A 26991-nucleotide genomic window follows, 5' to 3' on the forward strand; every position below is an offset into this window, starting at 1 on the left:
CCACGCATGGCGTGGATCTACCGTAGATGCCAACCTTGGTTGGCGCTTTTCGACGGGGTCGGATCCCTTTCGCCCGCGAAAGGGCTCTGACCTCACCGATTGGATCGCAGACAGCATCCACGCGTGGCGTGGATCTACCGTAGATGCCAACCTTGGTTGGCGCTTTTCAACGCGTGCCCGCGTGCCGGTATACGCCATTGAAGCGCACGTTCATGCCGCCACATTCGCTGTTGTCGGCCACGATCAGTACCTCACCCAGCAAATGCGCGCGCATCCTGCAGGTGTCCTCGACGGACTCCACATCGGTGCCGTGTGGCGCCGCACGCGCTTCCACCTGGCCCATGTTGGGCCCATAGGGACGGACCTCCGGCGACGGATTGGCGGACGGCCAGTAGGCGTCACCCTCCACATGCAGCTGTCCGTCCTGCACGCGAATCTTCAACCCGTTGTCGCCGTCTTTCCAGTTGCCCGTCCAGTCCTGCAGCGTTGGCACAGCCACCGGCAGTGGCTGCAGCTTGCTGCGGTCCACCCAACCGGCACTGCCACCCTCCTTGTTCGAAAAGAACGCGCAGCGGTAACGACCCAGATCGCGACCGGTCACCACCGTATCGCCGTTGACCACGTAACTGCGCTGACGGCAGGCCGGTTCGCCCTTGGCAGGGCAGCCGTCCATGTCGCCAAGCAGATACAGGCGCGGCGTGCCGATTACCTTGGCCAGCGCGAAGCCTTGTTGTTGAGAGGGGAACGCGCCATTGCGGCAGGAACCGCCGTCAGCCAGCTCACTGGCGAACGCAGCAAGCGGACTCAGCGTGGCAAGCAAGAACAGGGAACGCAGCAACATCCGGGCGGCCTCGATGGAAAGGCGGCAGGATACGCCTACTTCACCGGCGGGGCGTCGCAGCCTTCCTGCTCCTGGCAGAAGCGCAGCGCACGCTGCTGCTGTTCGGCACTGAGCTCCGGCGGTGGCCGCGCCACGGCGGCCTGGATCTGTGCCGGTCCGCCGGTGAGTCTGTTGATCCCCTTGGCCGCCGCCATCACGCCCTTCACCACGCCCATCATGATGTAGCCGCCGCCCATGCTGACCTGCTCCGGCGATGGCGGTTCGCTCCAGTCACGGCTGAAGCGGTTGTCGCCGAACTTCACCGGGTTCTTGAAACGGTACAGATCCAGCGGCTCGTCGTCGGGCCTGAGTGCACGCACTTCGCCCAGGGTGGTGACATTGTCCTGCGGCAGGGTGGTGGAGATCGGCGCGGTTGGCGCCGCCGGCGCATCAGCAGGAGGAGCGGGCACAGCATCGGGCACCGCTACCGGCGCGGCCTGCTGCGCCTGTGCGATGCCGGCCAGCAGCATGCCGGCCAGAAGTGCTCCCTGCGTTCCACTTCGTGCCACAGCCATCCACCCTGTTGGTTGCGTCCAGTGCCCAAGGATACGGATGCCGGCTTCAGATTTCGTTGGATGAAGGTACAGGCGTTCAGCGTGTGTCCGCCCTCGCAGTTCGGACACCCGCGCGCACGATCTGCAACAAATGTCATTGCCCTGCGATGAGGACGCCCGCAGCCTGCAGAACCGCCACTGCCAACCTGCTGATGTCAGTCACTCTCACACTGGTTGTTCTCGCCCTGCTGGCAGCGATGCTGCTGGCCGGCTACGCCGAATGGGCATCGCGCATGCGTGATGCGCTGCACGATCTGCGACGGCGCCCGCAGCTCCGGCGGCTGACCGTCGAGGAGGACGCCGCACTGGCAAGTGTGCGCGTGATCACCGGACGCACGCACGAAGCGCAGGTGCGCACCTTGTCGGGGGCAATCACCGCCGGATCGGGCTTCGGCGATCGCCTCCTGCATTCGGCCTGGCTCGACGACGTCGCGGTCCTGTTGCCCTTCGATGCATGGCGGCACCTTGCCGACGACAACCAGGCCGAGGTCGTACTCGCGGGCGACTGTGCGCTTGTCGTGCGCTTGAACGGGTTCCACATCGTCGGCGCGCACGCACGGGTGAATGCCGAGGCCGCTGCGCATGACACAGCATGTGGCAAGGGCACCCGGCGCAGGCGCCGCCGCATCGACAGGTGCAACGTGCTCGGCACCCGCCTGGAAAGCGATGCCGAGGTCGCCCTGCGGCGCGGACCCAGTCCGTACGTCACGGGTCTGTTGATTGCCGTGGTGGCGATCCTGATCGCCGTTGACTCCCGCAACGAAGGAGCCGGCTTGTTTCTGCTGATCCTCGCCATGCTGGCCACATGGACGGCCTGGCCCGGTCGTCGCGGGCCGAAGCAGCCGCAACGGGTGCTGCTGCTCGATGGCATTCTCGGCACGATCATTCTCGACCCACGCTATCCGCCAACCTGGATGCTCGGCAGCGACCACCGGATTGAACTGCCTCCCGAATGGCTGACCAGCGGACGCTTCCATGATGGACGGCGTGCCAGGCTGGAGATCCGTGCGACGGACGGATCGGTGTTGGGTGCCGGTCCAGGCTGGTCGCTGGTGCAGGATCGACTGCGCTTTCCCCAGAGCCAGCTGCTGCGGCATCTGGTCTGGCTGGTGCTGATTCTGGGCCTGCTTGCAATCGCCGCCGTGTTTGACGCTGTTCCCCGGCACAGCAACCTTGGCATCCCTTTCGTGCCGGCGACTGCGCCGTGGTGGTTCGTCACCGCTGCCATGCTGCTGGGGCAGCTGCTGAGAGTAGTCATGCGCACACGCCAGGTCCTGCGCCGCGACACGGCCCGCGACGCCGAGCTGGCGGCTCGCCCGCCTCCGCGTTCGCGCTGAATGATTCACGCCGGTTCGCGGCCATGTCTCACATCCTGAGACTCATCTGTGATGCCATGTGACCCCTCGCAATCCGTCCCGGCTCCATCTTCCATGGCCTACGAACTCGCCAAGCGCACCGCCGATGCCGAGCAGAAGCTCGCCACCCGCGATGGCCTGCCCGCCCGCGACGGCGCCCTGCTCAGCGCGCGCCTGCAGCGCCGCTACCAGGACCGCATCACCGGCAGCTTTGCCATTCCCGGCCGCGAGGGACGCTATGCGCCCATTCCCGACTCGGTGCCACCGGCGCTGGCCGCGGCACTGAAGGCGCGTGGCATCGATCAGCTCTACAGCCACCAGGCCGAGGCCTGGGAGGCCAGCCAGCGCGGCGAACACGTGGCCATCGTCACCCCCACCGCCAGCGGCAAGTCGCTGTGCTACACCCTGCCGGTGGTCAGCGCGGCCATGCAGGACAAGGCAAAGGCGCTGTACCTGTTCCCGACCAAGGCGCTGGCCCAGGACCAGGTGGCCGAGCTGCTGGAACTCAACCGTGCCGGCGATCTGGGCGTAAAGGCCTTCACCTTCGATGGCGACACCCCCGGCGATGCGCGGCAGGCCATCCGCCTGCACGGCGACATCGTGGTATCCAACCCGGACATGCTGCATCAGGCCATCCTGCCGCATCACACCAAGTGGGCGCAGTTCTTCGAGAACCTGCGCTACATCGTCATCGACGAAGTGCACACCTACCGCGGTGTGTTTGGCAGCCACGTCACCAACGTGCTGCGCCGGCTCAAGCGCATCTGCGCGTTCTACGGCGTGCAACCGCAGTTCATCCTGTGCTCGGCCACCATCGGCAATCCGCAGGCGCATGCCGAGGCGCTGATCGAGGCACCGGTCACCGCCATCACCGAATCCGGTGCGCCCAGCGGGCCGAAACAGGTGCTGCTGTGGAACCCGCCGGTGATCAACCCGGACCTGGGTCTGCGCGCCTCGGCGCGTTCGCAGAGCAACCGTATCGCCCGCATCGCGATCAAATCCGGGCTGAAGACACTGGTGTTCGCGCAGACGCGGCTGATGGTGGAAGTGCTGACCAAGTACCTGAAGGACATCTTCGACCACGACCCGCGCAAGCCACCGCGCATCCGCGCGTACCGAGGCGGTTACCTGCCCACCGAGCGCCGCGAGACCGAGCGTGCGATGCGCGCCGGCAACATCGACGGCATCGTCAGCACCTCGGCGCTGGAACTGGGCGTGGATATCGGCAGCCTGGACGTGGTGATCCTCAACGGCTACCCCGGCAGCGTGGCCGCCACCTGGCAGCGCTTCGGCCGCGCCGGTCGCCGCCAGCAGCCCGCGCTGGGCGTGATGGTGGCCAGTTCGCAGCCGCTGGATCAGTACGTGGTGCGGCATCCGGATTTCTTCGCCGAGGCCTCGCCCGAACATGCACGCATCGCGCCGGACCAGCCGCTGATCCTGTTCGACCACATCCGCTGCGCGGCCTTCGAACTGCCGTTCCGGGTGGGTGATGGCTTCGGCCCGATCGATCCGGAAGTCTTCCTGGAGGCGCTGGCCGAGACCGAGGTCATCCATCGCGAAGGCGAGCGCTGGGAGTGGATCGCCGACAGCTATCCGGCCAACGCGGTCAGCCTGCGCGCGGTGGCCGATGGCAACTTCGTGGTGGTCGACCGCAGCGATGGCCGCCAGCAGATCATCGCCGAGGTCGACTATTCCGCGGCCGCGCTCACCTTGTATGAAGGTGCGATCCACATGGTGCAGTCCACCCCATACCAGGTGGAAACGCTGGACTGGGAAGGCCGCAAGGCCTACGTCACCCGCACCCACGTGGACTACTACACCGACAGCATCGACTTCACCAAGCTCAAGGTGCTGGACCGTTTCGACGGCGGCGTGGCCGGCCGGGGTGATTCGCACCATGGCGAAGTACACGTGGTGCGCCGCGTGGCCGGCTACAAGAAGATCCGCTACTACACCCACGAGAACATCGGCTACGGCCCGGTGAACCTGCCCGACCAGGAACTGCATACCACTGCGGTGTGGTGGCAGCTGCCGCAGGCGCTGCTGCTGCGCGCGTTCGCCAGCAAGCAGGATGCGCTGGATGGGTTCCTTGGCGCAGCCTATGCACTGCACATCGTCGCCACCGTGGCGGTGATGGCCGATGCGCGCGACCTGCAGAAGTCGGTGGGCAACGGCGATGGCTCCTGGTTCGCGATTGCCGACCAGAGTGGCCGTGGCCAGCTGCGTGGCAGCGAGGGTGACCCCGGCGTAGTGGAGCTGCTGCAGGAGTTCGTGCCCACCGTCTATCTGTACGACAACTTCCCCGGCGGTGTCGGCCTCAGCGAGCCGCTGTGGCAGCGCCAGGCCGAGCTGGTGCAGCGCGCGCGCGAACTGGTGCAGCGCTGCGACTGCAAGGCCGGCTGCCCGGCCTGCGTGGGCCCGGTGCTGGCCGCGCAGGAAGAAGATGAGACTTCGCCGCGTGCGCTGGCGCTGCGCGTGCTCGACCTGTTCGATGCCGACGCCTGCCAGCAGGTGCCCGACGTGGTGGTGACCACGCGCGATTCGATGGAGCTGCTGGCACCGTGAGCCTGAGCCTGGACAAGCTGCGCCTGCTACGGAAGCAGGCCGGGGACCCGAAGGCCGCTACCCCGCTCACGCCAGAGCTGCCGCCCGCACCGGTTGCACCGGTGGCCGCCAACGATGCGCGGCAGCCACCGGCCGAGCGTTCGGTGTTTGCCTGGGTGGAACAGGAGATCCGCCACAAGCCGACCGGCGTAGTGGCGCCTGTTGTTGCACCGGCACCGCTGCGCCGGCCAGAAGTGGGCAGCCTGCATCGCCTGCTCGGCCTGCGCACACGCGGCGGTCCTGCGCCAACACGCGCCAGCGTGGAGGATCGCCAGCTGCCCGGCGAGGAGATTGCGCCGGGCCTGTTCCTGATCGAGTCGCTGCAACCGCAGCCGATTCCCACGGCCCCGCTGTCGCTGGCCTTCGCCAAGCGCGAAGACCAGCACGTGGCCGCACGCGATCTGCTGTTCTTCGATACCGAGACCACCGGCCTGGCCGGCGGCACCGGCACCCGTGCCTTCATGATCGGCGCGGCCGACTGGCACGTGTGCCCTCAGCGCGGCAAAGGCCTGCGCATCCGCCAGTTGCTGATGTCGACGATGGCCGCCGAGGACGCGATGCTGGCCACCTTCGCCAGCTGGCTGCAGCCCTCCACCGTGTTCTGCAGCTATAACGGCCGCAGCTATGACGCGCCGCTGTTGAAGGCGCGCTATCGGTTGGCGCGTCAGCGTTGCCCGATCACCGCACTGGATCATGTCGACCTGCTGTACCCGACCCGTCGCCGCTATCGCGGCACGTGGGAGAACTGCAAGCTGTCCACCATCGAACGCCAGCTGTTGCGCGTGGTTCGTGAGGATGACCTGCCCGGTTCGGAAGCGCCGGGCGCATGGCTGCGCTTCCTGCGTGGCGGCGACGCGGTGAACCTGCGCCGGGTGGCCGACCACAACCACCAGGACGTGGTGACCCTGGCCCTGCTGTTGCAGCGGTTGGTGCACGAGGAACAGCGCGAGCGCGAGACGCTGGCATTGGTCGGGCAGTAGGCGTTGACACGGCCTGACGGTGGCAGCGGTGACACTGCCGCCACCATCCACGCCTGGAGCCCGACGATGCGCCTCAATCCCATGGTCCTGCTTGCCATCCTGCCCTTGGCCGCCTGCAGCCACGCCGGCAGCAGCACCGCCCACGATCCCGCTCCAGCGCCAGTGGCCGATGCCGCGCACGAATGCAAGCCGGAGGCGCTGGAGGCCTTCACCGGCAAGACCGCCGACGAAGCCACGATCAAGAAGCTGGTGGCTGACAGCGGCGCGCGTGGTGCACGGGTGGTCAAGCCGGGCATGGCAGTGACCATGGACTTCCGCCAGGACCGCGTGACCGTACAGGTGGACGCGCAGAACCGCATCGAGCGCGCCAGCTGCGGTTGATGTTCCCTACCTATCCCGTTGGCACCGGGTATCCACCCGCGCCAGCGGGATAAGCTTCCGGCCACACTGCAAGGAGTGCTGTATGCCGAGGTTCCGCAACAGGAAACCGCATCGACGGTGGTTGGGCTGTCTATTCGCCACTCTGCTGTGCCTGGCAACCAGCCACCCGCTGGCGGCGCATGAGGGGCGGCACCCTTGGTCCGCCAGCTGGTTCGCCGCCCAGCAAGACTACGGCGTCACCTTTCCGGACAACATCGTTCCTCCGCCTCCACCCGTCACCCTGGCCGACCAGACCGTACGCATGACCGTACGTCTTTCGCGCGGTGGCGAAACATTGCGCGTTCGCTTCTCCAATCGGTTCGGCAAGGCCCCGGTGACATTGGAAGACATCCATGTTGCGCCGAGCATGGGCGGCGATGGTGTCGTCTTCCACAAGCAGCGCCCATTGCGTTTCAGCGGTTCAGCACGCTTGATGCTCGCTCCGGGCGAAGAACGTTGGAGTGATCGAATCAACCTGCATGCGGCTGACCAGACAGAACTGTCCGTCAGCCTATACGTGATGGCACCGACGCCGGTGGTCACCACGCATTCGGTCGGCCTGCAGACCAACTACCGCGCGCCCGGCAACCAGGTCGGCGCCGCTCTGCTGCGCTCCGCCGAACCCATGCGGGCCTACTATTGGCTGGATGCCATTGACGTTGCTGGAGTCCTGCCGCCGATGGCACCCGCAGGAAGCCGCAAGGATGTGGTCATGGTCGCCTTCGGCGACTCGATCACCGACGGCGCCGGCTCTACAGTGGATCGCAATTTCCGCTGGCCTAACCTGCTCGATGACCGTGTCCGCAGCGCAGGCCTGCGCAGGGTCAGCGTGGTCAATGCCGGCATTGCCGGCAATCGCTGGCTGCATGATGGTGTCGGGCCAGCAGGCGTGTCGCGCTTCGGGCACGATGTGCTGGCGGTGTCCGGCGCCAGCCATGCCGTGCTGCTTCTGGGCATCAACGATATCGGCATCGGCCAGCTGCATCCGCCGCAGGCGGTGTCTGCAGCGCAGTTGATCGACGCCCTGCGCATCTCGGTGCAACGAGCCCGGCAACGTGGGATCAAGGTGCTGCTTGGAACGTTGCTGCCCTATGGCGGATCAGGCTACTTCGACGCCGCCGGAGAAACCAAGCGGCAAGCCGTGAACGATTGGATCAGGGCAGCACAGGGCGTCGATGGTGTCATCGACTTCGATCGTATCATGCGCGATCCACAGCGCCCCTCCCACCTGCATCCAAGCTTTGACAGCGGGGATCATCTGCACCCCAACGATGCCGGCTACGAAGCGATGGCTGACGCGTTCCCTATACGCTGGCTGCAACGATGACCCTTTGGGTAGTGCCGGCCAGCGGCCGGCACTACCGCACGATCAGAGTCGCTCGGCCTTGCCGCTGGCCAGTGCGCGTGCAATCACCTGCTGCGCCTGCTGCGATGCCTGGGCCTGCACGCGTGCCTGACGCTCACCCAGCGCGGCCTGCTGGCTGCCCAGTGCCGCCTGGCGGCTGGCCAGTTCAGACTGTTGGCTGGCCAGACGCTGCATGTCACGGGTGCGGCCGGACTGCGCGGCCTCGCTGCGGGCTTCCTGCATCGCACGACGTGCCTCGGCGGCGGCCTCGCGCGCAGCCTCCCGCGCAACGGCCATATCGCGGGTTGCACCGCGCGCGGCATTCGCCGCTTCCGCAGCCGCCTCACGGTTGATGTCGTGGGCAGCCATCGCGCTGCGCGCTACCTCGGCGGCGGCCAGTGCGATGCGGCGTGACTCCTCGCCCTGCAGACGCCCCATCTCACCCATCTGCTTGCCAAGTTCACCCTGCTGGCGACCCAACACGCTCTGCTGGCGGCCCAGTTCGCTCTGCTGGCGCCCCAGGTCTGCGGCACCGCTGTAGGCGCGCTGCAGGGTCTGGATCAGCATCGGGTCGCGTACCACATAGCGCTTGTCGCCCTGTCGGAACCACAGCGCCGGACCCTTGCCGAGCTGCCTGCGGGCCACCGTCACGTCGTCCATGCCACCGTTGGCGAAGGTCGCGTCACCATCCACCAGCACGTAGGCCTCCCGGGGCGACTTGCCCAGATCGAGGCGACCGTAGGTGGTGATGGACGTGGTGGTGGACGTCGTGCCGTCATGGTCCTCATCCATGCCAGCGGCATCGTCGACGTAGGCCACATCGGCATCGTCAGGACCGGCCGGTTCTTCCACATCGGCCGGTTCGGCGGGCGCAGCGGGCGCCACCGGCACGGCCGGCACACGCGCGGACGCCTGAGGTGCGGGCGGAGCCTTCGGCGCCGGTGGGACTACGGCCTTCGGGGCGGCCGGAGGTGCGGGCGGGGCCAGCGGCACCGGTGCTGCGACCAATCGCATCGGTGCCACGCCCACCACCACCACGACGGCGGTCAAGGCCATCGCCAGGATGCGCGGGCAGGAGCGGCGCGACTGCAACGACAGCAGGCGGCGCTTGAGGCTGGTGGTGTTCGGTGCGGCACTGGCCACGCCCAGGTGCGGCTGCGGTGCCACACCCAGCTGCAGCAGCAGGCGGCCGTAAGCCTGGCGGCTGGCGCCGTGCTGGCCGACCACAGCCGCATCCACCGCTTCCTCGCGAGCCTGTGCGTATTCGCGCACCGACAGGCGCAGCAGCGGGTGGAAGAAGAACAGATGCTGGGCCAGTGCGGGCAGCAGGCCCCACTGCAGGTCACGCCGCTGCAGATGCTGCAGTTCGTGGGTCAGGGCCAGGTCCAGCGCATCACCCTGCAGGGCATTGTCACCGGCCGGCAGCAGCAGCACCGGGCGGAACGGCCCGACCAGCTGCGGTGCATCCACCTGCGCGCTCATCCACAACCGTGGCGAAGGACGCACGCCGTGTGCATCGGAGGCCAGCTGCAGGGCCTCTACCAGCGCCTCGTCTTCGCAGGGATAGGCCGCAGCGAGCAGTGCGCGGCAGCGACGCCACTCACCGAAGGTGCGCAGGGCCATCAACAGCACGCCAGACATCCACAGCGCGCCCAGCGCCACCGCCCACCACGCCACCGCCGGCACTTCCGGCGTCGGCATCGCGGCCAGCAGCTGCGCCGAGGCTTCCGGCGCCAGCGGGTAGACCAGATCGGCGGCGACGTCCGTGGCGGTCATCGCCACCGCCTGCGGTGCCGGCAGCCAGGCCAACTGCAACGGCTGGCTCCAGAACAGACCGAGCACGGCCTGCAGCGACACCAGCCACCACAGGCGGCAGCGGGTGGCCGCCGACAGCGACGGCAGCGCGCGGCACACGCCGTACACCAGGGCCACCAGCAGCACGGTCTGCAGGCTGGTCCAGCCCAGCCGTTCCAACATCGGGATCAGCATCGTGGTGTCCATGGCTCAGCCCTCGTGGCGACGCGATTGGAGCTGGGCAACCAGCGCTTCCAGCTCGGCCAGCTCGTTGTCGCTGACCTGCTGGCGCTGCGACAGGTAGGCCACGAACGGCGACACCGAGCCCTGCAGGGTGTTGTCGACGAACTGGGCCACGGCACCCTGCAGCACGCTCTCCGGGCCACGGGTGGCCTGGTAGCGGTAGACGCCGTCCTGCTGCTGGCGCTGAAGATACCCCTTCGCCCGCAGCCGCTCCATCATCGTCAGCACGGTGGATCGGGCCAGGCCACGGGCCTCGCCATAGCCGCTGGCGACCTCGCCGACCGTGGCCGGCGCATGTTCATCGATGTACTGCAGCAGGGCCAGCTCCTGGTCCCCGATCGTCTTGCCACGCATGACACCACTCCCTTGACTACACGTGTCGTCACTTTCTGCGTGACGACAGTTGTAGTCAACCCCCCGAAAGTCATGGGCCGACGAACGGTAGCCGCCGTGACGCGATTAAACCTTCTCCGCACTGCCTGCATCCGATCCTCGACGCCCCACCGGAATTCCGCATGTTCCGCCCAACGCTTCGAGTCGTGCTCATGCTCATCAGCGCCCTCCCCTTCGCCGCCCAGTCCTTGCCCGCAGTATCCGCCGGCCAGTACCAGGCCAACGACCAGACCCGCCAGCTGATCCGCCAGATCATGCTGGAACAGCGCATCCCTGGATTGCAGATCGCCGTGGTCAAGGACGGGAAGATCGTACTGTCCGAGGCCTACGGACTGGCCAATGTCGAGAACGGCGTGATTGCTTCGCGCGAAACCCGCTTCCCGCTCAACTCGGCCACCAAGGCCTTTACCGGCGTGGCCATCGCACAGCTCGCTCAACAGGGGCGGCTGGATCTGGATGCGCCGGCTTCGCGCTATCTCGACGATCTTCCGGCCACCTGGAAGGAGGTGCGCGTGCACCAGCTGCTCGCACATTCCTCGGGCCTGCCCGACATTCTTGATGCGAACGGACTGCTGGGTGGCGGATCAGAAGCGCAGGCTTGGACGGCCGTCAGCGCACTGCCACTGGAAGCAACACCCGGACAGCGCTTCACCTACAACCAGACCAACTACGTACTGCTCGCGCGGATCATCGCCAGACAATCGGGCATGCCCTACGAGCGATTCCTGGCCACCGGCCAGTTCAGTGCCGCAGGCATGGCCCGCACCACATTCGGCGACAGCTACGACCTGATTCCCGATGCGGCCACGATGTACAGCCTGGCACCGCGCACCACTGACGCTCCCGACAGACCGCAGCGCCTGTCGCACTGGTTCTACGACATGCCGCCCAGCCTGTGGGCCGGCGGCGGCATCCTCACCACCGCCGACGACACCGCTCGCTGGCTGGTCGCGCTCAGCGGCGACCAGCTGTTGCAGCAGGCAGCACGCCAACGCATGTGGGCGCCCGAGCGTCTGGCTGACGGCCGTGCCGGCCCGTGGGCGGGTGGCTGGCCGGTACTGCGCGCATCGCCCGACCTTCAGGTGGCCGGTATCGGCGGTGCGCGCTCGGCCTTCGTGGTCTATCCCGAGCGCGGCGTGGCGGTGGTGGTGCTGACCAATCTGGTCGGTGCCAATCCACAGCAGTTCATTCCACGCATTGCCGACTTCTACGCACGCGATGCCTCAGCGCCCGGTCACGAACGGGTCGCTCTTGCACGGCAGCAACGGACTGTCGTCGCAGGGCCATAGCGTGGCGGGCACGATCCTGGCCACCTCGAAGTGATCCTGGTTCCAGCGCAGGAACCCTGCATGGAGAGCGTTGCCATGATCGAACGTGCGCGCGTCCGCGGGCAGCGGCTGCTCGGGGTCGGCCTCGGCCACCCAGCGCAGCACCGGCACCTTGTCCAGCGGCCCGATGAAGGCGAACAGGTCGCCCGCGCCCTTGTCCTGGTATGACGTCATCGTCGCCGCATCAGGCAGCCCTGCCTGCGCCAGCAGCGATGCGGTGACGTCCTGCAGCGGTGCAGTCCCCTGTGCGATGTAGGCGCGCATGCCCACGGTGCTTGCCGGGCAGCCCTGCAGCTGCACCAGATAACCGTTGATACCGCCACTGCCGGAGAACGAGCGTATCCAGTAGCGGAAGCGGGGCCCGCCTCGGTCGGTGACCATGAAATCCTGCTGGCCCCCCTGCGCGGGAATGGAAAGCACCTGCGCGTTGCCGGCGCCGTCCACGTTGCACTTCAACTGCGCCAGCACCTGCCTGGCAGGTTCGGGCAGCGCACCGTAGCGACCGCCGGGATGGGCGCTGCCGGAGGCTTCCGGCAATGCGGGCAATCCGCGATCGGCGGGCAAGGTCTGCGCAGGCAAGGCCTCCGGTTTCGCCGCCGGCTTGGCGGTGGGCGCTGCCGGCGCGGTGCGCTCCCCGGCGGGCGCGCAGGCGCTGCAGGCCAGCAGCAGCATCAGCGCAGCGCTCGGCATCAGGTTCGGTCGGATCATCGTTCAACGTCCTCCCATCGCAGGGGCTTCCTGCTGCTGCACCGGCACGGGGGCGGCTGCTCCCTGCTCGCGCGATTGCTGCTGCAGTTGGCGCAGGCTGGTTTCCACCGCTGTCTCGCGCACCTCGGCCGCATTGACCCCTGCACGCAGCGTCGCAGGATCGCCCGGACTGCCCTGCACCAGGAACAGCGTTTCACCTGCCGCACGACCCGCGCTGGGGTTGTTGGCCACGATCTGGTCGACCTGGGTGATGCCTGCGGCCTTCGCTTCGCGCAGCATGACCAGGCTGTAGTCATCGGCATGCTCGGCGTAGCGTCCGCCCAAGGCCTGCAGGCGCGTGCTGATCTGCTGCTGCAGGGCATGGTCGCGATGCTGCGGCTGGCGTGGATCGTCATGGGTCGCGAGCGGCACATCCTGCCCCAGCTCACGCGCCTGTCCCGGTGCAACCGAGGTCAGTACGTACTGCCAACGGTTCTGCCCGGGCGTGCCGCGCACCGTCGCCACGAAGTCGTCGTACTCGCCGCCGCCGATGGTCTGGCAACCCGCCGAATCCGTGTTGGATCGGCTGCCACGATGGATCTTGAAGGTGTCGTTGAGGTCCTGCACGCCCTGGGTATCGCGCGCATCGAACCAGCCGTCGCCATTGCTGTCGCGCTCCACCCGTCCAGCACCCGCCGTGATCGCGTCCTGTGAGGGGCGCAGCGCAAACTCATCGGGATGGCCGTTGCGCGGATGGGTGGTCGCGCGCATCTCGGTGGTGCCTTCGCCCAGGCGTCCGAGGTCCTTGACCCGGTCGCCGTTGACGTCCTCACCTTCGGTCTTGGTGCGCGGCGCCACGTTGCCGAAGCCCGGGCTGCGCGGCGTGGTCTTGGCATGGCCGTCGTACTGGGCGGTCGGTTCGGTCGTCGCCTGGTTGAACTCGCGCACGTGACCGTGGCCCTGCGCGTCCTTCCACAGCACCACGATGCGGTCGTCATAGACGCCACGCCCACGTGCCTCGGTGGTCCGATTCTCGTCGCGCAGCCCCAGCACCACGCGGTCCTGGCCAGCCATCGCATCGTTGGCTGCGGTGTTGCCACGTTGGGCGACGATGCTCCCGTACACGTCGTACTGCTGAGCCTGGGTCAGGCCCGCGGTCTCCGCCGCCTCGGGCATGCGCGGTGGACGCGTCGCCTCGCTCAGGCGATCGAGCATCGGGTTCACCGTGGCCGCATCCGCCGCGGCAACACCCCCGCTCCGTCGCAGCGCCTCGAGTTCGGTGGCGGCTCGCGCCGAGACGTAACGATCCAGGGATTCCTGCACCACGACGCTCTGGCCGTCGTGCAGGGCGTCCAAGCGGGCGGCGGCACCGCGCGCGTCGTTCTGCCGTAACAGGGCGACGACTTCATTGGCCGCCGCGTTGATGTCCATCTCGGGCATGGTCGGTCCTTGAACGTAATCGGTAGGGCGTCAGCCTACCCCAGCCGCCTGGCAGGGCTTTTGACACGGCGCACACCCCGGTACTCCGCCCCATTCAGGCCACGCATGCCACGCCCGGCCTCACCCCCGTGGCCCGCCCATCACCGGCAGGATGACCCCGCTGATGTAGCTGGCACAGGCCGGCGAGGCAAGGAACACATAGGCCGGCGACAGTTCTTCAGGCTGTGCGGGCCGGCCCATGTCACTGTCCTTGCCGAATTCAGCAACGTCCTCTGCCTGCTTGTCGGCCGGGTTCAGCGGCGTCCACACCGGACCCGGTGCCACGCAGTTGACCCGGATGCCGCGTGGCAACAGCTGGCTGGCCAGCGCCTTGGTGAATGCATGGATGGCGCCCTTGGTGGCCGAATAGTCGATCAGCGCTTTGCTGCCGAACAGGCCCGTTTCCGAACCGGTGTTGATGATGCTGGCGCCCTCGCCCAGATGCGGCAACACCGCGCGTGCCATCTGGATGTAGCCGCCGATGTTGGTCTGCAGCGTCTCCTGCAGATGCGCGTCTTCCAGGTCTTCCAGCCGCTCGCAATGCAGCTGGAACGCGGCGTTGTTGACCAGGATGTCGATGCCGCCGAAGGCCTTGGCTACCTGCTTGACCGCCTTGTTGCAGAAGCGCGGATCACGCACATCACCGGCGATCACCACGCAGCGGCCGCCTTCGCGCTCCACGTGCTGGCGGGTGATATCCGCATCCTCGGCTTCGTCCAGGTGCAGCACCGCCACATCGGCGCCTTCGCGCGCAAACAGCACCGCTACCGCGCGACCGATGCCGGAATCACCACCGGTGACGATCGCGCGCATGCCCTGCAGCTTGCCGCTGCCGCTGTAGTCCGGTGCAAGGAAGCGCGGCGCCAGTTCCAGTGCGTGCTCATGGCCCGGCTTGGCCAGTTGCTGCGCCGGCATCGTCTCGGGCTGACGCCGCGGACCGGCCTGGGTGGCGGTCTTCTTCGTTGCTTTTTTTTCCGCGCGCACGTCCTTGGCCTTCTCCTGATCCTGCAGGCGCCGCTGCCGCGCTGCCACACGGGCCGCGCGCGGATCGGAAGCGGCAGCCTTGCGGGTGGCGGTCTTCACAACGCGCGGGCGCTCGGATGCGGTGGTCTCGGCGGCGGCTGGCGCAGCCCGGGTGCTTTTGCGCACCTTCGGCGATGCCTTACGGCGGGCGGGGGTCTTCCTGGTGGTGGCCATGCAGGTCTCCTCGGGGGGAATGGGGTTGCCGGCCAGTGGCCGGCACTACCGGGCGCATGCGCCGCAGTACCGGGGGCGGCTTCCGCCGCACCTGCAGTCTCTCCACCCGGGTTGTCGGGGGCAGTGAGCACACCGTGCCCACCGCGTGCACGGCATTCATTCCGCCACCACGTGCGCCGTCGCACCCTGCAGGCAACCACACGAGGAATGCCTCCATGAAACATGCGATCGCCGCCGCCGCTCTCAGCGTTGCCCTTGCCGCCTGCAGCAGCACGCCGGTGGCCCAGGTGCAGCCGATCGACGGCGTGATTTCCGGCCAGTGCCACAGCGACATGGTGCGCGGCGCGCTCGGCCTGGCCGCTTCGGATGCCACCGTCGCCCGCGCACGCGTGGACAGCGACAGCCTGCACGTGCGGGTGTTGCGTCACGATGGTCCGCGGGTGCCGCCGGCCAGCGAAGGCGGTGACCGCCTGACCATCGAAAAGGGACGCACCAACAACATCACCGCGATCTACTGCGGCTGACGACTGCGGTTGAGCCTGCGCGCCCTGCTCAACACGCGCAGGGTCGCCTGTTCCCACTGGCGCGGCCCGCGCAGGCCGGCCAGTTTGGCCAGTTCACCGCGCTCCCAGCCGGCGAACACGCAGGGGTCGATATAGGCCTTGCGGCACACCGCCGGGGTATTGCCCAGCAGCGATGCCACTTCGCACACCACCGTGCGCTGCGCCTGGGCCAGGGCGCGCTGGCTGGCCGGCTCCGGCAGCTCGGTGGCGGCGAACGCCTGTACTGCTGCCACGGTACCGCCCCAGGTGCGGAAGTCCTTGGCGGTGAACGCCTCCCCCATCACCTCGCGCAGGTAGTCGTTCACCGCGCCCGAATCCACCGGCTGCAGCGCACCGTCGTCGTCGCGGTACTGGAACAGCGCCTGCCCCGGCAACTGCTGCAGGCGCCGTACCAGCAATCCCAGCCTGCGATCACCCACGGTCACCTCCTGCAGCTGTCCCGATTTGCCGCGGAAGCGCATGCGCACCCGGCCACCACGCAGCAGCTCCAGATGGCGGTTGCGCAGTGTGGTCAGTCCGAACGAACGGTTCTGCTGGGCATAGGTTTCATTGCCCACCCGCACCAGCGTGTCCGCCAGCAGCGCGACCACCATGGCCAGCACCTTTTCCCGCGGGAACCCAGGTCGCCTGAGGTCCCGGGACAACCGCCGCCTGAGCGTGGGCAGCGCCTCGCCAAAGGCGATGATGCGGTCGAACTTGCCGGCGTCGCGCTCCTTCGCCCAATCGGCGTGGTAGCGGTACTGCTTGCGTCCACGTGCATCGCGGCCGGTGGCCTGCAGGTGGCCGCTGGCATGGGCGCAGATCCACACGGCGGTATACGCCGGTGGAATCGCCAGTGCGCGGATCCGCTGCAGGGTGGCGGCATCACGCACCGCGTGGCCATCGGCATCGCGGTAGCTGAAGCCCTTGCCGGCGCGGCGCCGGCTGATGCCCGGCTGGGTGTCGTCGACATAGCGCAGGCCGGCGGCGCGCGCGGCCTGGCGTTCGGGGGTGGAGGTGGCTGGCATGTCCACAGTGTCGCCGTCGCGATGCCGCGATCCTGTCGATAACAGAAGACAAACACGTGAGGGTCGGTTCGCCGCTATGCTCGGGCTTTCACAACCCCTTCCGGAGTCATGATGTCGTTTCCGATTCGCGCCCGTTCGCTCTCCGCCCTGCTGCTGCCGGCCGTGCTGGCCCTGACCGCCTGCCAGGCACCGGCGCTGGATGAACAGGATTCGGCCACCGCCCATGCCCAGCAGGCCGCAGAAGCCGCCAAGGCACCGGCCGACGACGCTGGCAAGGCCACCGAGGCACCGCCGGTCGGCACCTGCGATGCCAGCCAGGTGCAGAGCCTGGTCAGCCAGGCCTACACCGACGCCCTCGGCAAGCAGGCGCAGGAAGACGCAGGCGCCAGCCAGGTGCGCGTGCTCAAGCCCAACGATGTGGCCACGATGGAGTTCCTCGGCGACCGCCTGAACATCGAAGTGGACGACAAGGGCGCAGTCAGCGGCGTGCGCTGCGGCTGAGTTCGACCCGGCGCCGGCACAGTGCTGCCGGCGCGTTCTGTTGCACCTGCAACCGTGTATTGCGGCGTTGCAGCAACCTGTGATCTAGTCGAGGCATCCGGTGGCCTCACGATGCGCTCCAGGGATTGGGCGGGCTTGAGTGTCCCCGTTCAATTCATCCCGCATCGAGGTAGAGATGGCCCCCCGCAACCGCCAAGGGCTTTACGACCCGCGCTCCGAGCGCGATGCCTGTGGATTTGGCATGGTCGCCCAGCTCGACGATCAACCATCACGCCTGTTGGTTGATACCGCCATCGCCGCGCTTTCGCGCATGACCCACCGTGGTGGCGTCGCCGCCGACGGCCTGACCGGCGATGGCTGCGGCCTGCTGCTGCGCCGCCCGGATGCGTTCCTGAAACTGCTGGCGAGTGAGGCCGGCATCGCAGTCTCCGCACGCTTCGCCGCCGGCCTGGTGTTCCTGCCGCACGATGCCGAAGCCGCGCAGGCCTGCCGCGCACAGCTGCAGGCGCAGGTGGAAGCGGTGGGCTGCAAGGTCGCTGGCTGGCGCGAGGTGCCCACCGACGACAGCGTCTGCGGCCAGCTGGCGCGCGACACGCTGCCGCGCATCGAGCAGGTGTTCGTCGACGCCGGCGTCGGCCAGGACGATGGCGGCTTCGCGCTGGCCCTGTTCCTGGCCCGCCGCCGCAGCGAGCAGCAGCTGCGCGAGCATGCCGATTACTACGTCACCACCCTCAGCCCCAACGCGATCAGCTACAAGGGCATGGTGCTGCCGGACAAGCTCAGCCGCTTCTTCCTGGACCTGCAGCGCCGCGAACTGGCCTCCAGTGCGATCGTGTTCCATCAGCGCTTCTCCACCAACACGCTGCCGCGCTGGCCGCTGGCGCACCCGTTCCGCATGCTCGCGCACAACGGCGAGATCAACACCATCGAAGGCAACCGTCGCTGGGCGCAGGCGCGCAGCAAGGTGTGGAAAACGCCGCGCTTCGATATCGGTGAATTCGACCCGGTCATCTCCATGCACGGCTCTGACTCGCAGAGCCTGGACAACATGCTGGAGCTGATGGTCGCCGGTGGCATGGAGCTGATCCAGGCGCTGCGCATCCTGGTGCCTCCGGCTACGCAGTCGCTGGAGTTCAAGGACCCGGACCTGGCGGCGTTCTATGAATTCCATGGCCTCAACAGCGAGCCGTGGGACGGCCCGGCCGGCATCGTGGCCTGCGACAGCCGCTATGCGGTGTGTACGCTGGACCGCAACGGCCTGCGTCCGGCGCGCTGGATGCTGACCGCCGACCGCCACTTCCTGGTCGCCTCCGAAGCGGGCGTGTGGGAAGTACCGACCGAGCGCGTGGTGCGCAAGGGCAAGCTGGGCCCGGGCGAGATGATAGCCATCGATCTCAAGCGTGGCGATCTGCTCGACTCCGACGCGGTGGACCGCATCAACCGTGGCCGCGCGCCGTACAAGCAGTGGCTGCAGCAGGGCGTGACCTACCTGCAGACCGAACTGATCGACCCGTCGCTGGTGGAAGAGCCCTTCGACGAAGGCACCCTGCGCAGCTACCACAAGCTGTACCAGCTCAGCAGCGAGGAAGTGGAGCAGGTGCTGCGGCCGCTGGCCGAGACCGAACAGGAAGCCACCGGCTCGATGGGCGACGACACGCCGATGGCGGTGCTGAGCCAGCGCAGCCGTCCGCTGTACGACTACTTCCGCCAGGCCTTCGCGCAGGTCACCAACCCGCCGATCGACCCGCTGCGCGAAGACTGCGCGATGTCCCTGTCCACCCAGCTCGGCAGGGAGACCAACATCTTCCATGCCGGCCCGGAGACGGTGAACCACGTCATCCTCAATTCGCCGGTGCTGAGCCAACGCAAGCTGCGCCAGCTGCTGAAGATGGACCAGTACGTGCAGGCCAACCGCCTGCTCGACCTGTCCTACAGTGAAGACGAGGGCCTGCGCGCCGGCATCGAGCGCATCTGCGCCGAGGCCGAGCAGGCCGCACGCGACGGCATGGTGATGCTGCTGCTGTCCGACCGCTACCCGGTGGCCGGGCGGCCGATGGTGCATGCCCTGCTGGCCACCAGCGCCATCCACCACCACCTCTCGCGCCTGGGCCTGCGCTGCGACGTGAACCTCATCGTCGAGACCGGCACCGCGCGCGATCCGCACCACATGGCCTGCCTGCTCGGCTTCGGCGCCACCGCGGTCTATCCGTACCTGGCCTACCAGACCCTGTTCGACCTGGGCCGCCGCGGCATCCTCAAGCTCAGCAAGGGCGGCGAGCAGTCGCAGATCGGCCGCCGCTATCGCAAGGGCGTGTACAAGGGCCTTTCGAAGATCATCTCGAAGATGGGCATCTGTACCGTGGCCAGCTACCGCGGCGCGCAGCTGTTCGAGATCATCGGCCTGGAACCGGAAGTCGTGGACCTGTGCTTCCCCGATACCGCTTCGCGCATCGGGGGTGCCGGCTTCGCCCGCCTGGATGCCGATGCACGCGAACTGTGCGCGCAGGCGTGGGATGCGCAGCAGGGCGTCGATGTCGGCGGCCTGCTGAAGTACGTGCACGGCGGCGAATACCACATGTACAACCCGGATGTGGTGACCACCCTGCAGCGCGCAGCGCGCAGCGGCGATGCGCGTGCGTGGCAGCAGTACTGCGATGCGGTGCACGCACGACCACCGTCGGCACTACGCGACCTGCTGGAGCTGGTGCCGGCGGCCCTGCCGGTACCGCTGGACGAGGTGGCTCCGGCCAGCGCACTGTTCCCGCGCTTCGATACCGCAGCGATCAGCCTCGGTGCGCTTTCGCCCGAGGCGCATGAGGCACTGGCGATTGCGATGAACCGCCTCGGTGGCCGCAGCAATTCCGGCGAAGGTGGCGAAGACCCGGCGCGCTATGGCACCGACAAGCGCAGCAAGATCAAGCAGGTGGCCTCGGGCCGCTTCGGCGTTACCGCCGAGTATCTGGTCAACGCTGAAGTGCTGCAGATCAAGGTCGCGCAGGGTGCCAAGCCCGGCGAAGGCGGCCAGCTGCCTGGCCACAAGGTCAACGAGCTGATCGCACGCCTGCGCTATGCGCGTCCCGGGATTGGCCTGATCTCGCCGCCGCCGCACCACGATATCTATTCGATCGAAGACCTGGCGCAGCTGATCTACGACCTCAAGCAGGTCAACCCGACCGCGCTGGTGTCGGTGAAGCTGGTCAGCCATGCCGGCGTCGGCACGATTGCTGCGGGCGTGGTCAAGGCCGGTGCGGACCTGATCACCATCTCCGGCCATGACGGCGGCACCGGTGCTTCGCCGGTCAGCTCGATCCGCTATGCCGGCGTACCGTGGGAGCTGGGCATTGCCGAAGCACATCAGGCGCTGCTGGCCAACGACCTGCGCGGGCGCACCCTGCTGCAGACCGATGGCGGCCTGAAGACCGGGCTGGACGTGGTCAAGGCCGCGCTGCTGGGCGCCGACAGTTTCGGCTTCGGCACCGCGCCGATGATCGTGCTGGGCTGCAAGTACCTGCGCATCTGCCACCTCAACAACTGCGCCACCGGCGTGGCCACCCAGGACGAGCGCCTGCGCGAGAACCACTTCACCGGCCAGCCCGAGCGCGTGGAGAACTTCTTCCGCCTGTTGGCCGAGGAAGTGCGTGGCTGGCTGTCCTACCTGGGCGCGCGTTCGCTGGAAGAGATCGTCGGCCGCACCGACCTGCTGCGGCAGATCGAGGCCGCGCCACGCGAAGGCGTGCGCGTGGACCTGTCGCGCCTGCTGGCCGATGCCCGTTACGAAGGCAGCCACTGCGCCGCGCAGCGCCTGTACGGATCGCCGGACAGCCTGGCCACGCAGATGGATGGCCTGCTGGCGGCGGCCATCGAACACAAGCGTGGTGGCGAGCATCGCTTCCTGATCCACAACACCGACCGCAGCATCGGCACCCGCCTGGCCGGCGCGGTGGCACGCGCGCATGGCAACCAGGGCATGGCCGAATCGCCGCTGGAACTGCGCTTCCGCGGCAGTGCCGGGCAGAGCTTCGGCGCCTTCAACGTTGGCGGCCTGCACCTGGAAGTGGAAGGCGAAGCCAACGACTACGTCGGCAAGGGCATGGCCGGCGGCCGCCTGGTGGTGCGCCCACCGCGTGGCGCGCGCTTCGAGGCACGCAGTACCGCCATCATCGGCAACACCTGCCTGTACGGCGCCACCGGTGGCGAGCTGTTCGCTGCCGGCCGTGCCGGCGAGCGCTTCGCCGTGCGCAATTCCGGCGCGCTGGCGGTAGTGGAAGGTGCCGGTGACCACTGCTGCGAATACATGACCGACGGCGTGGTGCTGGTGCTGGGCAAGGTCGGCCTGAACTTCGGCGCCGGCTTCACCGGTGGCCTGGCCTACGTGCTGGACGTGGACCGCGATTTCGTCGACCGCTACAACCACGAGCTGATCGACATCCATCGCGTATCCGCCGAAGGCTTCGAGAACTACCGCCAGCACCTGCACCGCCTGATCGGCCGCCACCGCGAACTGACCGGCAGTATCTGGGCGCAGCAGATCCTCGACGAGTTCCGCGATTACATCGGCAAATTCTGGCTGGTCAAACCCAAGGCCGCCAGCATCGAATCGCTGACCGAAACCCTGCGACGCGCCGCGTAACGGTAGTGCCGGCCGCTGGCCGGCATCCCAGGATCACGTAGTGCCGGCCGCTGGCCGGCATCCCAGGATCACGTAGTGCCGGCCGCTGGCCGGCAACCGCAAAACACCACAGAGCCCGCCATGAGCCGCAAGCACGCCTTCCAGTTCCTCGACCTGCCCCGCACCATGCCGCAGCGCATTCCGGTGGAACTGCGCACGTCCGGCGACTGGGGCGAGCTGTACGGAAAATTCGGCAAGGAGGACGCGCAGTACCAGGCCGGCCGCTGCCTGGACTGTGGCAACCCGTACTGCAGCTGGAAGTGCCCGGTGCACAACGCGATTCCGCAGTGGCTGCAGCTGGTGCAGGAGAACCGCATCCACGAAGCGGCCACGCTGTGCCACAGCACCAACCCGCTGCCGGAAGTGTGCGGCCGGGTGTGCCCGCAGGACCGCCTGTGCGAAGGCAGTTGCACGCTGGAAGAGTTCGGCGCGGTGACCATCGGGGCGGTGGAGAAGTACATCGTCGATACCGCACTGGCGACCGGCTGGCGGCCGGACATGGCGGCCGTGCAGGCCACCGGCCACACCGTCGCCATCATCGGCGCCGGTCCCGCAGGGCTGGCGTGCGCTGACCGGCTCGCGCATGCCGGCATCACCGCCGTGGTCTACGACCGTTATGAGCAGGTGGGTGGGCTGCTGCAGTTCGGCATTCCCAGTTTCAAGCTGGACAAGGATGTGATCCGCCGCCGCCGCGACGTGCTCGAAGGGATGGGCGTGCAGTTCCGCCTGGGCGTGGAGATCGGCCGCGATGTCAGCCTGCAGCAGTTGCTGGATACCCACGATGCGGTGTTCCTCGGCACCGGCGCCTACCGCTACACCGACGGTGGCCTGGACGGCCAGGACCTGAAGGGCGTGCTGCCGGCACTGCCGTTCCTGGTGCAGAACAGCCGCATCGTCGGCGGCGATGATCCGAAGGGCCGGCCGATCGCCGGCTGGGAAGACACCATCGCCCTGCCCGACCTCAACGGCAAGCGCGTGGTGGTGCTCGGTGGTGGTGATACCGGCATGGACTGCGTGCGCAGCGCGGTGCGGCTGGGCGCGGCCAAGGTCACCTGCGCCTACCGCCGCGATGAAGCCAACATGCCCGGCAGCGCGCGCGAAGTGGCCAATGCACGCGAAGAGGGCGTGCGTTTCCTGTTCAACCGCCAGCCGCTGTCGATCGAAGCCGGCGCCGATGACGAGGTGATCGGCGTGACCGTAGTCGAAACCCGGCTGGGCGAACCCGATGCCAACGGCCGCCAGAACGCGGTGCCGATCGAAGGCAGCGAATCGCTGCTGGAGGCCGACGTGGTGATCATCGCCTTCGGCTTCTCGCCGACCGTGCCCACCTGGCTGGCCGAGCACGGCGTGGAGGGCCAGACCAACGGCCGCATCGTGGCCGGCGGCAAGGACCGGCTGCCGTTCCAGACCTCCCATCCACGCCTGTTCGCCGGCGGTGATGCGGTGCGCGGTGCCGACCTCGTAGTGACCGCAGTGGCGGAAGGCCGCGACGCCGCCGCCAGCATCGTCCGGCTACTGGCGCACTGAGACCGGCGCCAGCAGCATCGCCAGCAGTGCGCGCAGTTCGCGCGGCTCCACCGGCTTGGCCAGGAAGTGCTGGATGCCGGCGTCGCGGCAGGCCTCGCGGGTACGTTCCAGCACGCTGGCAGTGAGCGCGATGATCGGTACCTGCGCGCGGTGTTGGCAGGTGTCGGCACGGATCGCCCGTGCCAGCGCGAAGCCATCCATGCCCGGCATGTGGCAGTCGGTGATGACCAGTTCGAACGGCTGCGACTGCCAGGCCTCAAGGGCTTGAGCGCCATCGGCGCAGGCATGCACCTGCAGCCCCAGGTCGTGCAGGCGCTGCTCCAGCAGATACAGGTTGGTGGGATGGTCTTCAGCCACCAGCACCCGTGCCGGCGGCAGCGGTGGTTCCTCGTCGATTGCAGGTGATGCTGCGCCCGCAGGCAGCTCGCAGGTGCCCAGGTCCAGCTCCAACCACACCGTGGTGCCCTCGCCGGCCGTGCTGCGCAGCTGCAGCGCTCCGCCCATCGACGCTGCCAGCTCACGGCAGATCGCCAGGCCCAGTCCACTGCCACCGAAGCGGCGTGTGGTCGAGGTCTCGGCCTGGGTGTAGGCCGCGAACACCGCCTGCTGCCGTTCCTCACTGATGCCCACGCCGCTGTCGCTCACCTGCAGGCGTAGCCGCTGCCCCTGTGCGTGCTGCTGCAGCACCTGCACCTGTAGTTCCACCCCGCCATGCAGGGTGAACTTGAGCGCATTGCCGACCAGGTTGAACAGGATCTGGCGCAGGCGCAGGCCGTCGGCCAGCGATCCGGCCTGCAGTGCCGGGTCGAGATGGATCTGCAGGTACAGCCCACGGCTGGCGGCAACCGGCAGCAGCAGCTGCTGCACCGACCGCAGCAGCGCCGCCAGGTCAGTGGGCCGCAGTTGCAGTGGCACCGGCTGCAGGCGCTGGCTGTGCAGCACATCGTCGAGGATCTGCCGCAACATCCGCGCCGCATCACCAACGGTCGCCAGCACCTGCTGCTGGCGACGGTCCAGATCGCTGCCGGCCAATCGTTCGAGCATGCCCAGCAGCGTGCTCATCGGCGTGCGGATCTCGTGGCTCATGGTTGCCAGGAAGTGGGTCTTGGCCACTGCCGCCTGCTCGGCCTCACGCCGTGCGTCTGCAAGCGCCTGGGTACGTGAGTGCACTTCGGTGACATCCATCCAGTAGCCGCTCCACTCGACGTTGCTGTCGTCGCACGCCAGTGTTCGGCCTTGCGAATGCACCCAGCGCCAGCCCTGCGGCGAGCGCGTACGGAAGGTGACGTCGATCGGTGCACGGGCCAATGCGGCCGCTTCGATACAGTCCATCACCCGATTGCGGTCATCGGGATGCACCGCCGCCAGCAGCCGCGGGTGATCGACCCGCGCGGTTTCCACGCTCATCCCGAACAGCGACTGCACATCGCCGGCGATCTGCGGAAAACTGTACTGGCCGGTGGCGGTGCGACGTGCCTGGTAGACCACCGCCGGCAGGTTGGCGGTGACTTCCTGCAGGCGCTGCGCGACTACGCGACGCCTTGCACTTTCGCGGTGCACCCGCCAGTAGCCGAAGGCATAGACCAGTGTGAGCCCCATCAGGATCAGCGAAGCGGGTACCAGCCAACGCAGGGGGGATGATGACGGCGGGTTGCGTGGCTGATACGGCAACCATAACGTGCGGATGGCGCTGCGTTGCGTGTCTGTCAGCTGTGACAGGGCGCGCTCGAAGCCAGGGATGACGCCGGCACAGGCGGGTGTGGTGGCGAGCACCAGTGCATCGTCGAATCCGGCGGGCGCGGCAATCACCAGCAGATCCCCCTGGTAGCGGCGCAGCGCGGCCTCGACCTCACCGAGGTTGGCGATCACCGCATCGACCAGACCGGTGCCCAGCAGCGAAAGCGCGTCATCCAGCGATGCCGGCGGCAGCAGCTGTGCGCCCGGTGCCTGCTCGGCCAGCAACACCGTCAACGGCAACCGGTCGGGACTGGCCACCGCGCGGTCGCGCAGGCCGTCCAGCCCCAACAGCGGCGGCGCGTCAGCGCGGCGCACGATCACCTGCGGCAACTGCAGGTACGGTGCGCTGGCCACCCAGCCGGCAGGCAGCTGCGAGCGCGGCCAGCCCAGCAGCGCCTGGGTGGCGGGCGGCAACACGCCTTCGGCGACCGCCGTGGCGGGCAGCGGCTGCGCCTGCAGCGGCAGTTGTTCACCCAGCAGGTTCAGGTATGTCGCGCTGAGCCCATCCGGCTGCCCCTCGACGGCAGACGACAACGGCGCCCGATCAGCGGGCCAGGCAATGCGCAGCGGAGTCTCACAGCCACCGGCAGATGCGGCTGCGGGCAACATCAGGCAGGCCATGACAGCAACAGCTGCAGGGAGGCCAGCGGCGTTCACGATGGGCGTCCTCATCTCGCAGGCGGAAGAAACGGCCGCGCAGCGGTACCGCTGCCTGACACGCTATCGACGTGCGGACGGGCGGCAATGAAGAAAGTTGCAAAAGCCTCCAGAAAAGCAAATAGCGACATACACTGCCGCCTTCACCCGTACCTGCGGAGCTCTCGATGCGTATCGGCTTGGCTGCCAACCGTCTTCACCACCACGACGTGCGCGCCGCCCTGTTCCGTTGGCTGCGTGCCAGTGAGCCCGGTCTGCGCGAACTCGGTGTATCGCTGCACGCGGTCGGGCGCACCCATGATGCGATCGAACGGCATGGCTTCCTGGCCGGATACGACGGCCTGCACCGTTATCCCTATGGCCGCGAAGGTGGGTTGATGAAACTGGTTGCCGAGGTGGTCGGCATGGGCCCGGAGCGGACCCTGGATGGCGCGATCTATCTGATCGATCCGGTCGATCCCTCCTCGGTGTTCCCGGAAGCGACCGCGCTGAAGCGACAGTGCGTGATCCACGGCAAGCCGTTCATTTCGACCGTGGCGACGGCGCGCGACTGGGTCGAGGTCGAACGTATTCACGCCGGCCTGGCCGCCGACGGCGGCGCCGACGACCTGCATGCGTTCGAGCAGCAGACGCTGGCACTGATCGCGCACGATGCGATGAAGCCGGCGATGCTGGCCTTCGCCGATGAGCACTTCGATGTGCTGGCCCGGTTCGGTGAGCGCGTAGCGACCGGTACCACCGGCCAGCGCTTGAATGAGCTGGCCTGGAGCCGCGGTTGGCCCAGCGACACACCGTGGGTGACGCGCTACCAGAGCGGCCCGATGGGTGGCGACGCGCAGATTGCCGACCGGGTGCTGGAGGGGCGCTGCCAGCGCGCGATCTTCTTCGAGGATCCGCATGTGGCGCGCCAGCACGAGGCGGACATCCAGCTGCTGGAACGCGCGGTGACGACGGTGACCGATCAGGCGGTGTGTATTACGGCGCCACGGGTGGCGGCGCGGTGGGCGACGGCGGCGGCGTTGCGGGCGAGGTGAGGGTTTCGGCCAACGGCTGAGCCCCTCGTGGTGGGTC

Annotated in this window: 20 protein-coding genes; 11 read left to right on the top strand and 9 right to left on the bottom strand. The window is 67.9% G+C overall.

All coding sequences use genetic code 11. The annotated features are described in order from the left end of the window. Positions 1 to 166: 166 nt before the first annotated feature. A complete protein-coding gene (locus tag ABR323_RS09300; RefSeq protein WP_439449073.1) occupies positions 167 to 841 on the bottom strand; it encodes a hypothetical protein in 675 nt (224 codons plus the stop codon). Between the two features lie 35 nt (positions 842 to 876). Continuing rightward, positions 877 to 1395, bottom strand: a complete 519-nt coding sequence (locus tag ABR323_RS09305; protein ID WP_439449074.1) for a hypothetical protein — start codon at positions 1393 to 1395, stop codon at positions 877 to 879. Between the two features lie 191 nt (positions 1396 to 1586). On the opposite strand from ABR323_RS09305, the gene ABR323_RS09310 reads away from it, so the two are divergent. From ABR323_RS09310 to ABR323_RS09330, 5 genes are all read left to right on the top strand, one after another. Further along, a complete protein-coding gene (locus ABR323_RS09310; protein WP_439449075.1) occupies positions 1587 to 2771 on the top strand; it encodes a hypothetical protein in 1185 nt (394 codons plus the stop codon). A gap of 93 nt (positions 2772 to 2864) precedes the next feature. Beyond that, positions 2865 to 5354, top strand: coding sequence for a DEAD/DEAH box helicase (locus tag ABR323_RS09315; RefSeq protein WP_439449076.1), 2490 nt, complete (start codon positions 2865 to 2867; stop codon positions 5352 to 5354). Continuing rightward, positions 5351 to 6373 carry a ribonuclease H-like domain-containing protein gene (locus ABR323_RS09320; protein WP_439449077.1) on the top strand — a complete coding sequence of 341 codons (1023 nt, stop codon included), beginning with the start codon at positions 5351 to 5353 and terminating at the stop codon, positions 6371 to 6373. Before ABR323_RS09315 ends, ABR323_RS09320 begins: the two co-directional genes overlap by 4 nt. 66 nt (positions 6374 to 6439) lie before the next feature. Beyond that, positions 6440 to 6754 carry an I78 family peptidase inhibitor gene (locus ABR323_RS09325; protein ID WP_439449078.1) on the top strand — a complete coding sequence of 105 codons (315 nt, stop codon included), beginning with the start codon at positions 6440 to 6442 and terminating at the stop codon, positions 6752 to 6754. 82 nt (positions 6755 to 6836) lie between these two features. Beyond that, positions 6837 to 8120 (top strand): SGNH/GDSL hydrolase family protein, encoded by a 1284-nt coding sequence (locus ABR323_RS09330; protein WP_439449079.1) that lies wholly within the window; start codon positions 6837 to 6839, stop codon positions 8118 to 8120. Positions 8121 to 8162: 42 nt separating this feature from the next. Here the strand turns inward: ABR323_RS09330 and ABR323_RS09335 are convergent, their stop codons facing one another. After that, the gene (locus tag ABR323_RS09335; RefSeq protein ID WP_439449080.1) at positions 8163 to 10139 is read right to left on the bottom strand and encodes a M56 family metallopeptidase; all 1977 of its coding nucleotides are present in this window, start codon (positions 10137 to 10139) and stop codon (positions 8163 to 8165) included. A gap of 3 nt (positions 10140 to 10142) precedes the next feature. Further along, on the bottom strand, positions 10143 to 10529 hold the full coding sequence (locus tag ABR323_RS09340; RefSeq protein WP_014035478.1) for a BlaI/MecI/CopY family transcriptional regulator: 387 nt from the start codon (positions 10527 to 10529) through the stop codon (positions 10143 to 10145). 191 nt (positions 10530 to 10720) lie between these two features. Between ABR323_RS09340 and ABR323_RS09345 the strand changes: the two genes are divergently transcribed. Further along, positions 10721 to 11857, top strand: a complete 1137-nt coding sequence (locus tag ABR323_RS09345; protein WP_439449081.1) for a serine hydrolase domain-containing protein — start codon at positions 10721 to 10723, stop codon at positions 11855 to 11857. Here the strand turns inward: ABR323_RS09345 and ABR323_RS09350 are convergent. The 3 genes from ABR323_RS09350 to ABR323_RS09360 form a co-directional block, all read right to left on the bottom strand. Continuing rightward, positions 11792 to 12604, bottom strand: a complete 813-nt coding sequence (locus tag ABR323_RS09350; protein ID WP_439449082.1) for a hypothetical protein — start codon at positions 12602 to 12604, stop codon at positions 11792 to 11794. The two genes, ABR323_RS09345 and ABR323_RS09350, sit on opposite strands and share 66 nt — an antisense overlap. Before the next feature lie 3 nt (positions 12605 to 12607). Further along, positions 12608 to 14023, bottom strand: a complete 1416-nt coding sequence (locus tag ABR323_RS09355) for an XVIPCD domain-containing protein (RefSeq protein WP_439449083.1) — start codon at positions 14021 to 14023, stop codon at positions 12608 to 12610. A gap of 120 nt (positions 14024 to 14143) precedes the next feature. Then, positions 14144 to 15259 carry an SDR family oxidoreductase gene (locus ABR323_RS09360; protein WP_439449084.1) on the bottom strand — a complete coding sequence of 372 codons (1116 nt, stop codon included), beginning with the start codon at positions 15257 to 15259 and terminating at the stop codon, positions 14144 to 14146. Between the two features lie 215 nt (positions 15260 to 15474). Between ABR323_RS09360 and ABR323_RS09365 the strand changes: the two genes are divergently transcribed. Beyond that, positions 15475 to 15783, top strand: a complete 309-nt coding sequence (locus ABR323_RS09365) for a hypothetical protein (protein WP_057499991.1) — start codon at positions 15475 to 15477, stop codon at positions 15781 to 15783. Here ABR323_RS09365 and ABR323_RS09370 read toward each other — a convergent pair. Then, positions 15771 to 16829 (bottom strand): DNA topoisomerase IB, encoded by a 1059-nt coding sequence (locus ABR323_RS09370; RefSeq protein WP_439449085.1) that lies wholly within the window; start codon positions 16827 to 16829, stop codon positions 15771 to 15773. The two genes, ABR323_RS09365 and ABR323_RS09370, sit on opposite strands and share 13 nt — an antisense overlap. Before the next feature lie 111 nt (positions 16830 to 16940). Between ABR323_RS09370 and ABR323_RS09375 the strand changes: the two genes are divergently transcribed. The 3 genes from ABR323_RS09375 (at position 16941) to ABR323_RS09385 (ending at position 23526) form a co-directional block, all read left to right on the top strand. Continuing rightward, positions 16941 to 17330 carry an I78 family peptidase inhibitor gene (locus ABR323_RS09375; protein WP_135271841.1) on the top strand — a complete coding sequence of 130 codons (390 nt, stop codon included), beginning with the start codon at positions 16941 to 16943 and terminating at the stop codon, positions 17328 to 17330. Positions 17331 to 17505: 175 nt separating this feature from the next. Continuing rightward, positions 17506 to 21960: a glutamate synthase large subunit gene (gene gltB / locus ABR323_RS09380; protein WP_439449086.1), complete on the top strand. Its 4455-nt coding sequence runs from the start codon at positions 17506 to 17508 to the stop codon at positions 21958 to 21960. 120 nt (positions 21961 to 22080) lie between these two features. After that, positions 22081 to 23526: an FAD-dependent oxidoreductase gene (locus tag ABR323_RS09385; protein ID WP_439449087.1), complete on the top strand. Its 1446-nt coding sequence runs from the start codon at positions 22081 to 22083 to the stop codon at positions 23524 to 23526. On the opposite strand, the gene ABR323_RS09390 is transcribed toward ABR323_RS09385, so the two are convergent. Then, positions 23512 to 25920: an ATP-binding protein gene (locus ABR323_RS09390; RefSeq protein WP_439449088.1), complete on the bottom strand. Its 2409-nt coding sequence runs from the start codon at positions 25918 to 25920 to the stop codon at positions 23512 to 23514. The two genes, ABR323_RS09385 and ABR323_RS09390, sit on opposite strands and share 15 nt — an antisense overlap. Before the next feature lie 167 nt (positions 25921 to 26087). Here ABR323_RS09390 and ABR323_RS09395 point away from each other — a divergent pair, with 167 nt between their 5' ends. Next, positions 26088 to 26954 carry a methylglyoxal synthase gene (locus ABR323_RS09395; protein ID WP_439449089.1) on the top strand — a complete coding sequence of 289 codons (867 nt, stop codon included), beginning with the start codon at positions 26088 to 26090 and terminating at the stop codon, positions 26952 to 26954. Positions 26955 to 26991 lie beyond the last annotated feature (37 nt).

This window comes from Stenotrophomonas sp. ATs4 (assembly GCF_051861585.1).
Classification (GTDB): domain Bacteria; phylum Pseudomonadota; class Gammaproteobacteria; order Xanthomonadales; family Xanthomonadaceae; genus Stenotrophomonas; species Stenotrophomonas maltophilia_AS.

Bases quoted from the DNA above. Each gene is read 5' to 3' on its own strand.
- ABR323_RS09305 (WP_439449074.1), bottom strand. From the start codon at position 1,395: ATGGCTGTGGCACGAAGTGGAACGCAGGGAGCACTTCTGGCCGGCATG.
- ABR323_RS09395 (WP_439449089.1), top strand. From the start codon at position 26,088: ATGCGTATCGGCTTGGCTGCCAACCGTCTTCACCACCACGACGTGCGC.
- ABR323_RS09350 (WP_439449082.1), bottom strand. From the start codon at position 12,604: ATGATCCGACCGAACCTGATGCCGAGCGCTGCGCTGATGCTGCTGCTG.
- ABR323_RS09310 (WP_439449075.1), top strand. From the start codon at position 1,587: ATGTCAGTCACTCTCACACTGGTTGTTCTCGCCCTGCTGGCAGCGATG.
- ABR323_RS09355 (WP_439449083.1), bottom strand. From the start codon at position 14,023: ATGCCCGAGATGGACATCAACGCGGCGGCCAATGAAGTCGTCGCCCTG.
- ABR323_RS09325 (WP_439449078.1), top strand. From the start codon at position 6,440: ATGCGCCTCAATCCCATGGTCCTGCTTGCCATCCTGCCCTTGGCCGCC.
- ABR323_RS09315 (WP_439449076.1), top strand. From the start codon at position 2,865: ATGGCCTACGAACTCGCCAAGCGCACCGCCGATGCCGAGCAGAAGCTC.
- ABR323_RS09370 (WP_439449085.1), bottom strand. From the start codon at position 16,829: ATGCCAGCCACCTCCACCCCCGAACGCCAGGCCGCGCGCGCCGCCGGC.
- ABR323_RS09300 (WP_439449073.1), bottom strand. From the start codon at position 841: ATGTTGCTGCGTTCCCTGTTCTTGCTTGCCACGCTGAGTCCGCTTGCT.
- ABR323_RS09385 (WP_439449087.1), top strand. From the start codon at position 22,081: ATGAGCCGCAAGCACGCCTTCCAGTTCCTCGACCTGCCCCGCACCATG.
- gltB (WP_439449086.1), top strand. From the start codon at position 17,506: ATGGCCCCCCGCAACCGCCAAGGGCTTTACGACCCGCGCTCCGAGCGC.
- ABR323_RS09335 (WP_439449080.1), bottom strand. From the start codon at position 10,139: ATGGACACCACGATGCTGATCCCGATGTTGGAACGGCTGGGCTGGACC.
- ABR323_RS09365 (WP_057499991.1), top strand. From the start codon at position 15,475: ATGAAACATGCGATCGCCGCCGCCGCTCTCAGCGTTGCCCTTGCCGCC.
- ABR323_RS09360 (WP_439449084.1), bottom strand. From the start codon at position 15,259: ATGGCCACCACCAGGAAGACCCCCGCCCGCCGTAAGGCATCGCCGAAG.
- ABR323_RS09375 (WP_135271841.1), top strand. From the start codon at position 16,941: ATGTCGTTTCCGATTCGCGCCCGTTCGCTCTCCGCCCTGCTGCTGCCG.
- ABR323_RS09330 (WP_439449079.1), top strand. From the start codon at position 6,837: ATGCCGAGGTTCCGCAACAGGAAACCGCATCGACGGTGGTTGGGCTGT.
- ABR323_RS09340 (WP_014035478.1), bottom strand. From the start codon at position 10,529: ATGCGTGGCAAGACGATCGGGGACCAGGAGCTGGCCCTGCTGCAGTAC.
- ABR323_RS09345 (WP_439449081.1), top strand. From the start codon at position 10,721: ATGCTCATCAGCGCCCTCCCCTTCGCCGCCCAGTCCTTGCCCGCAGTA.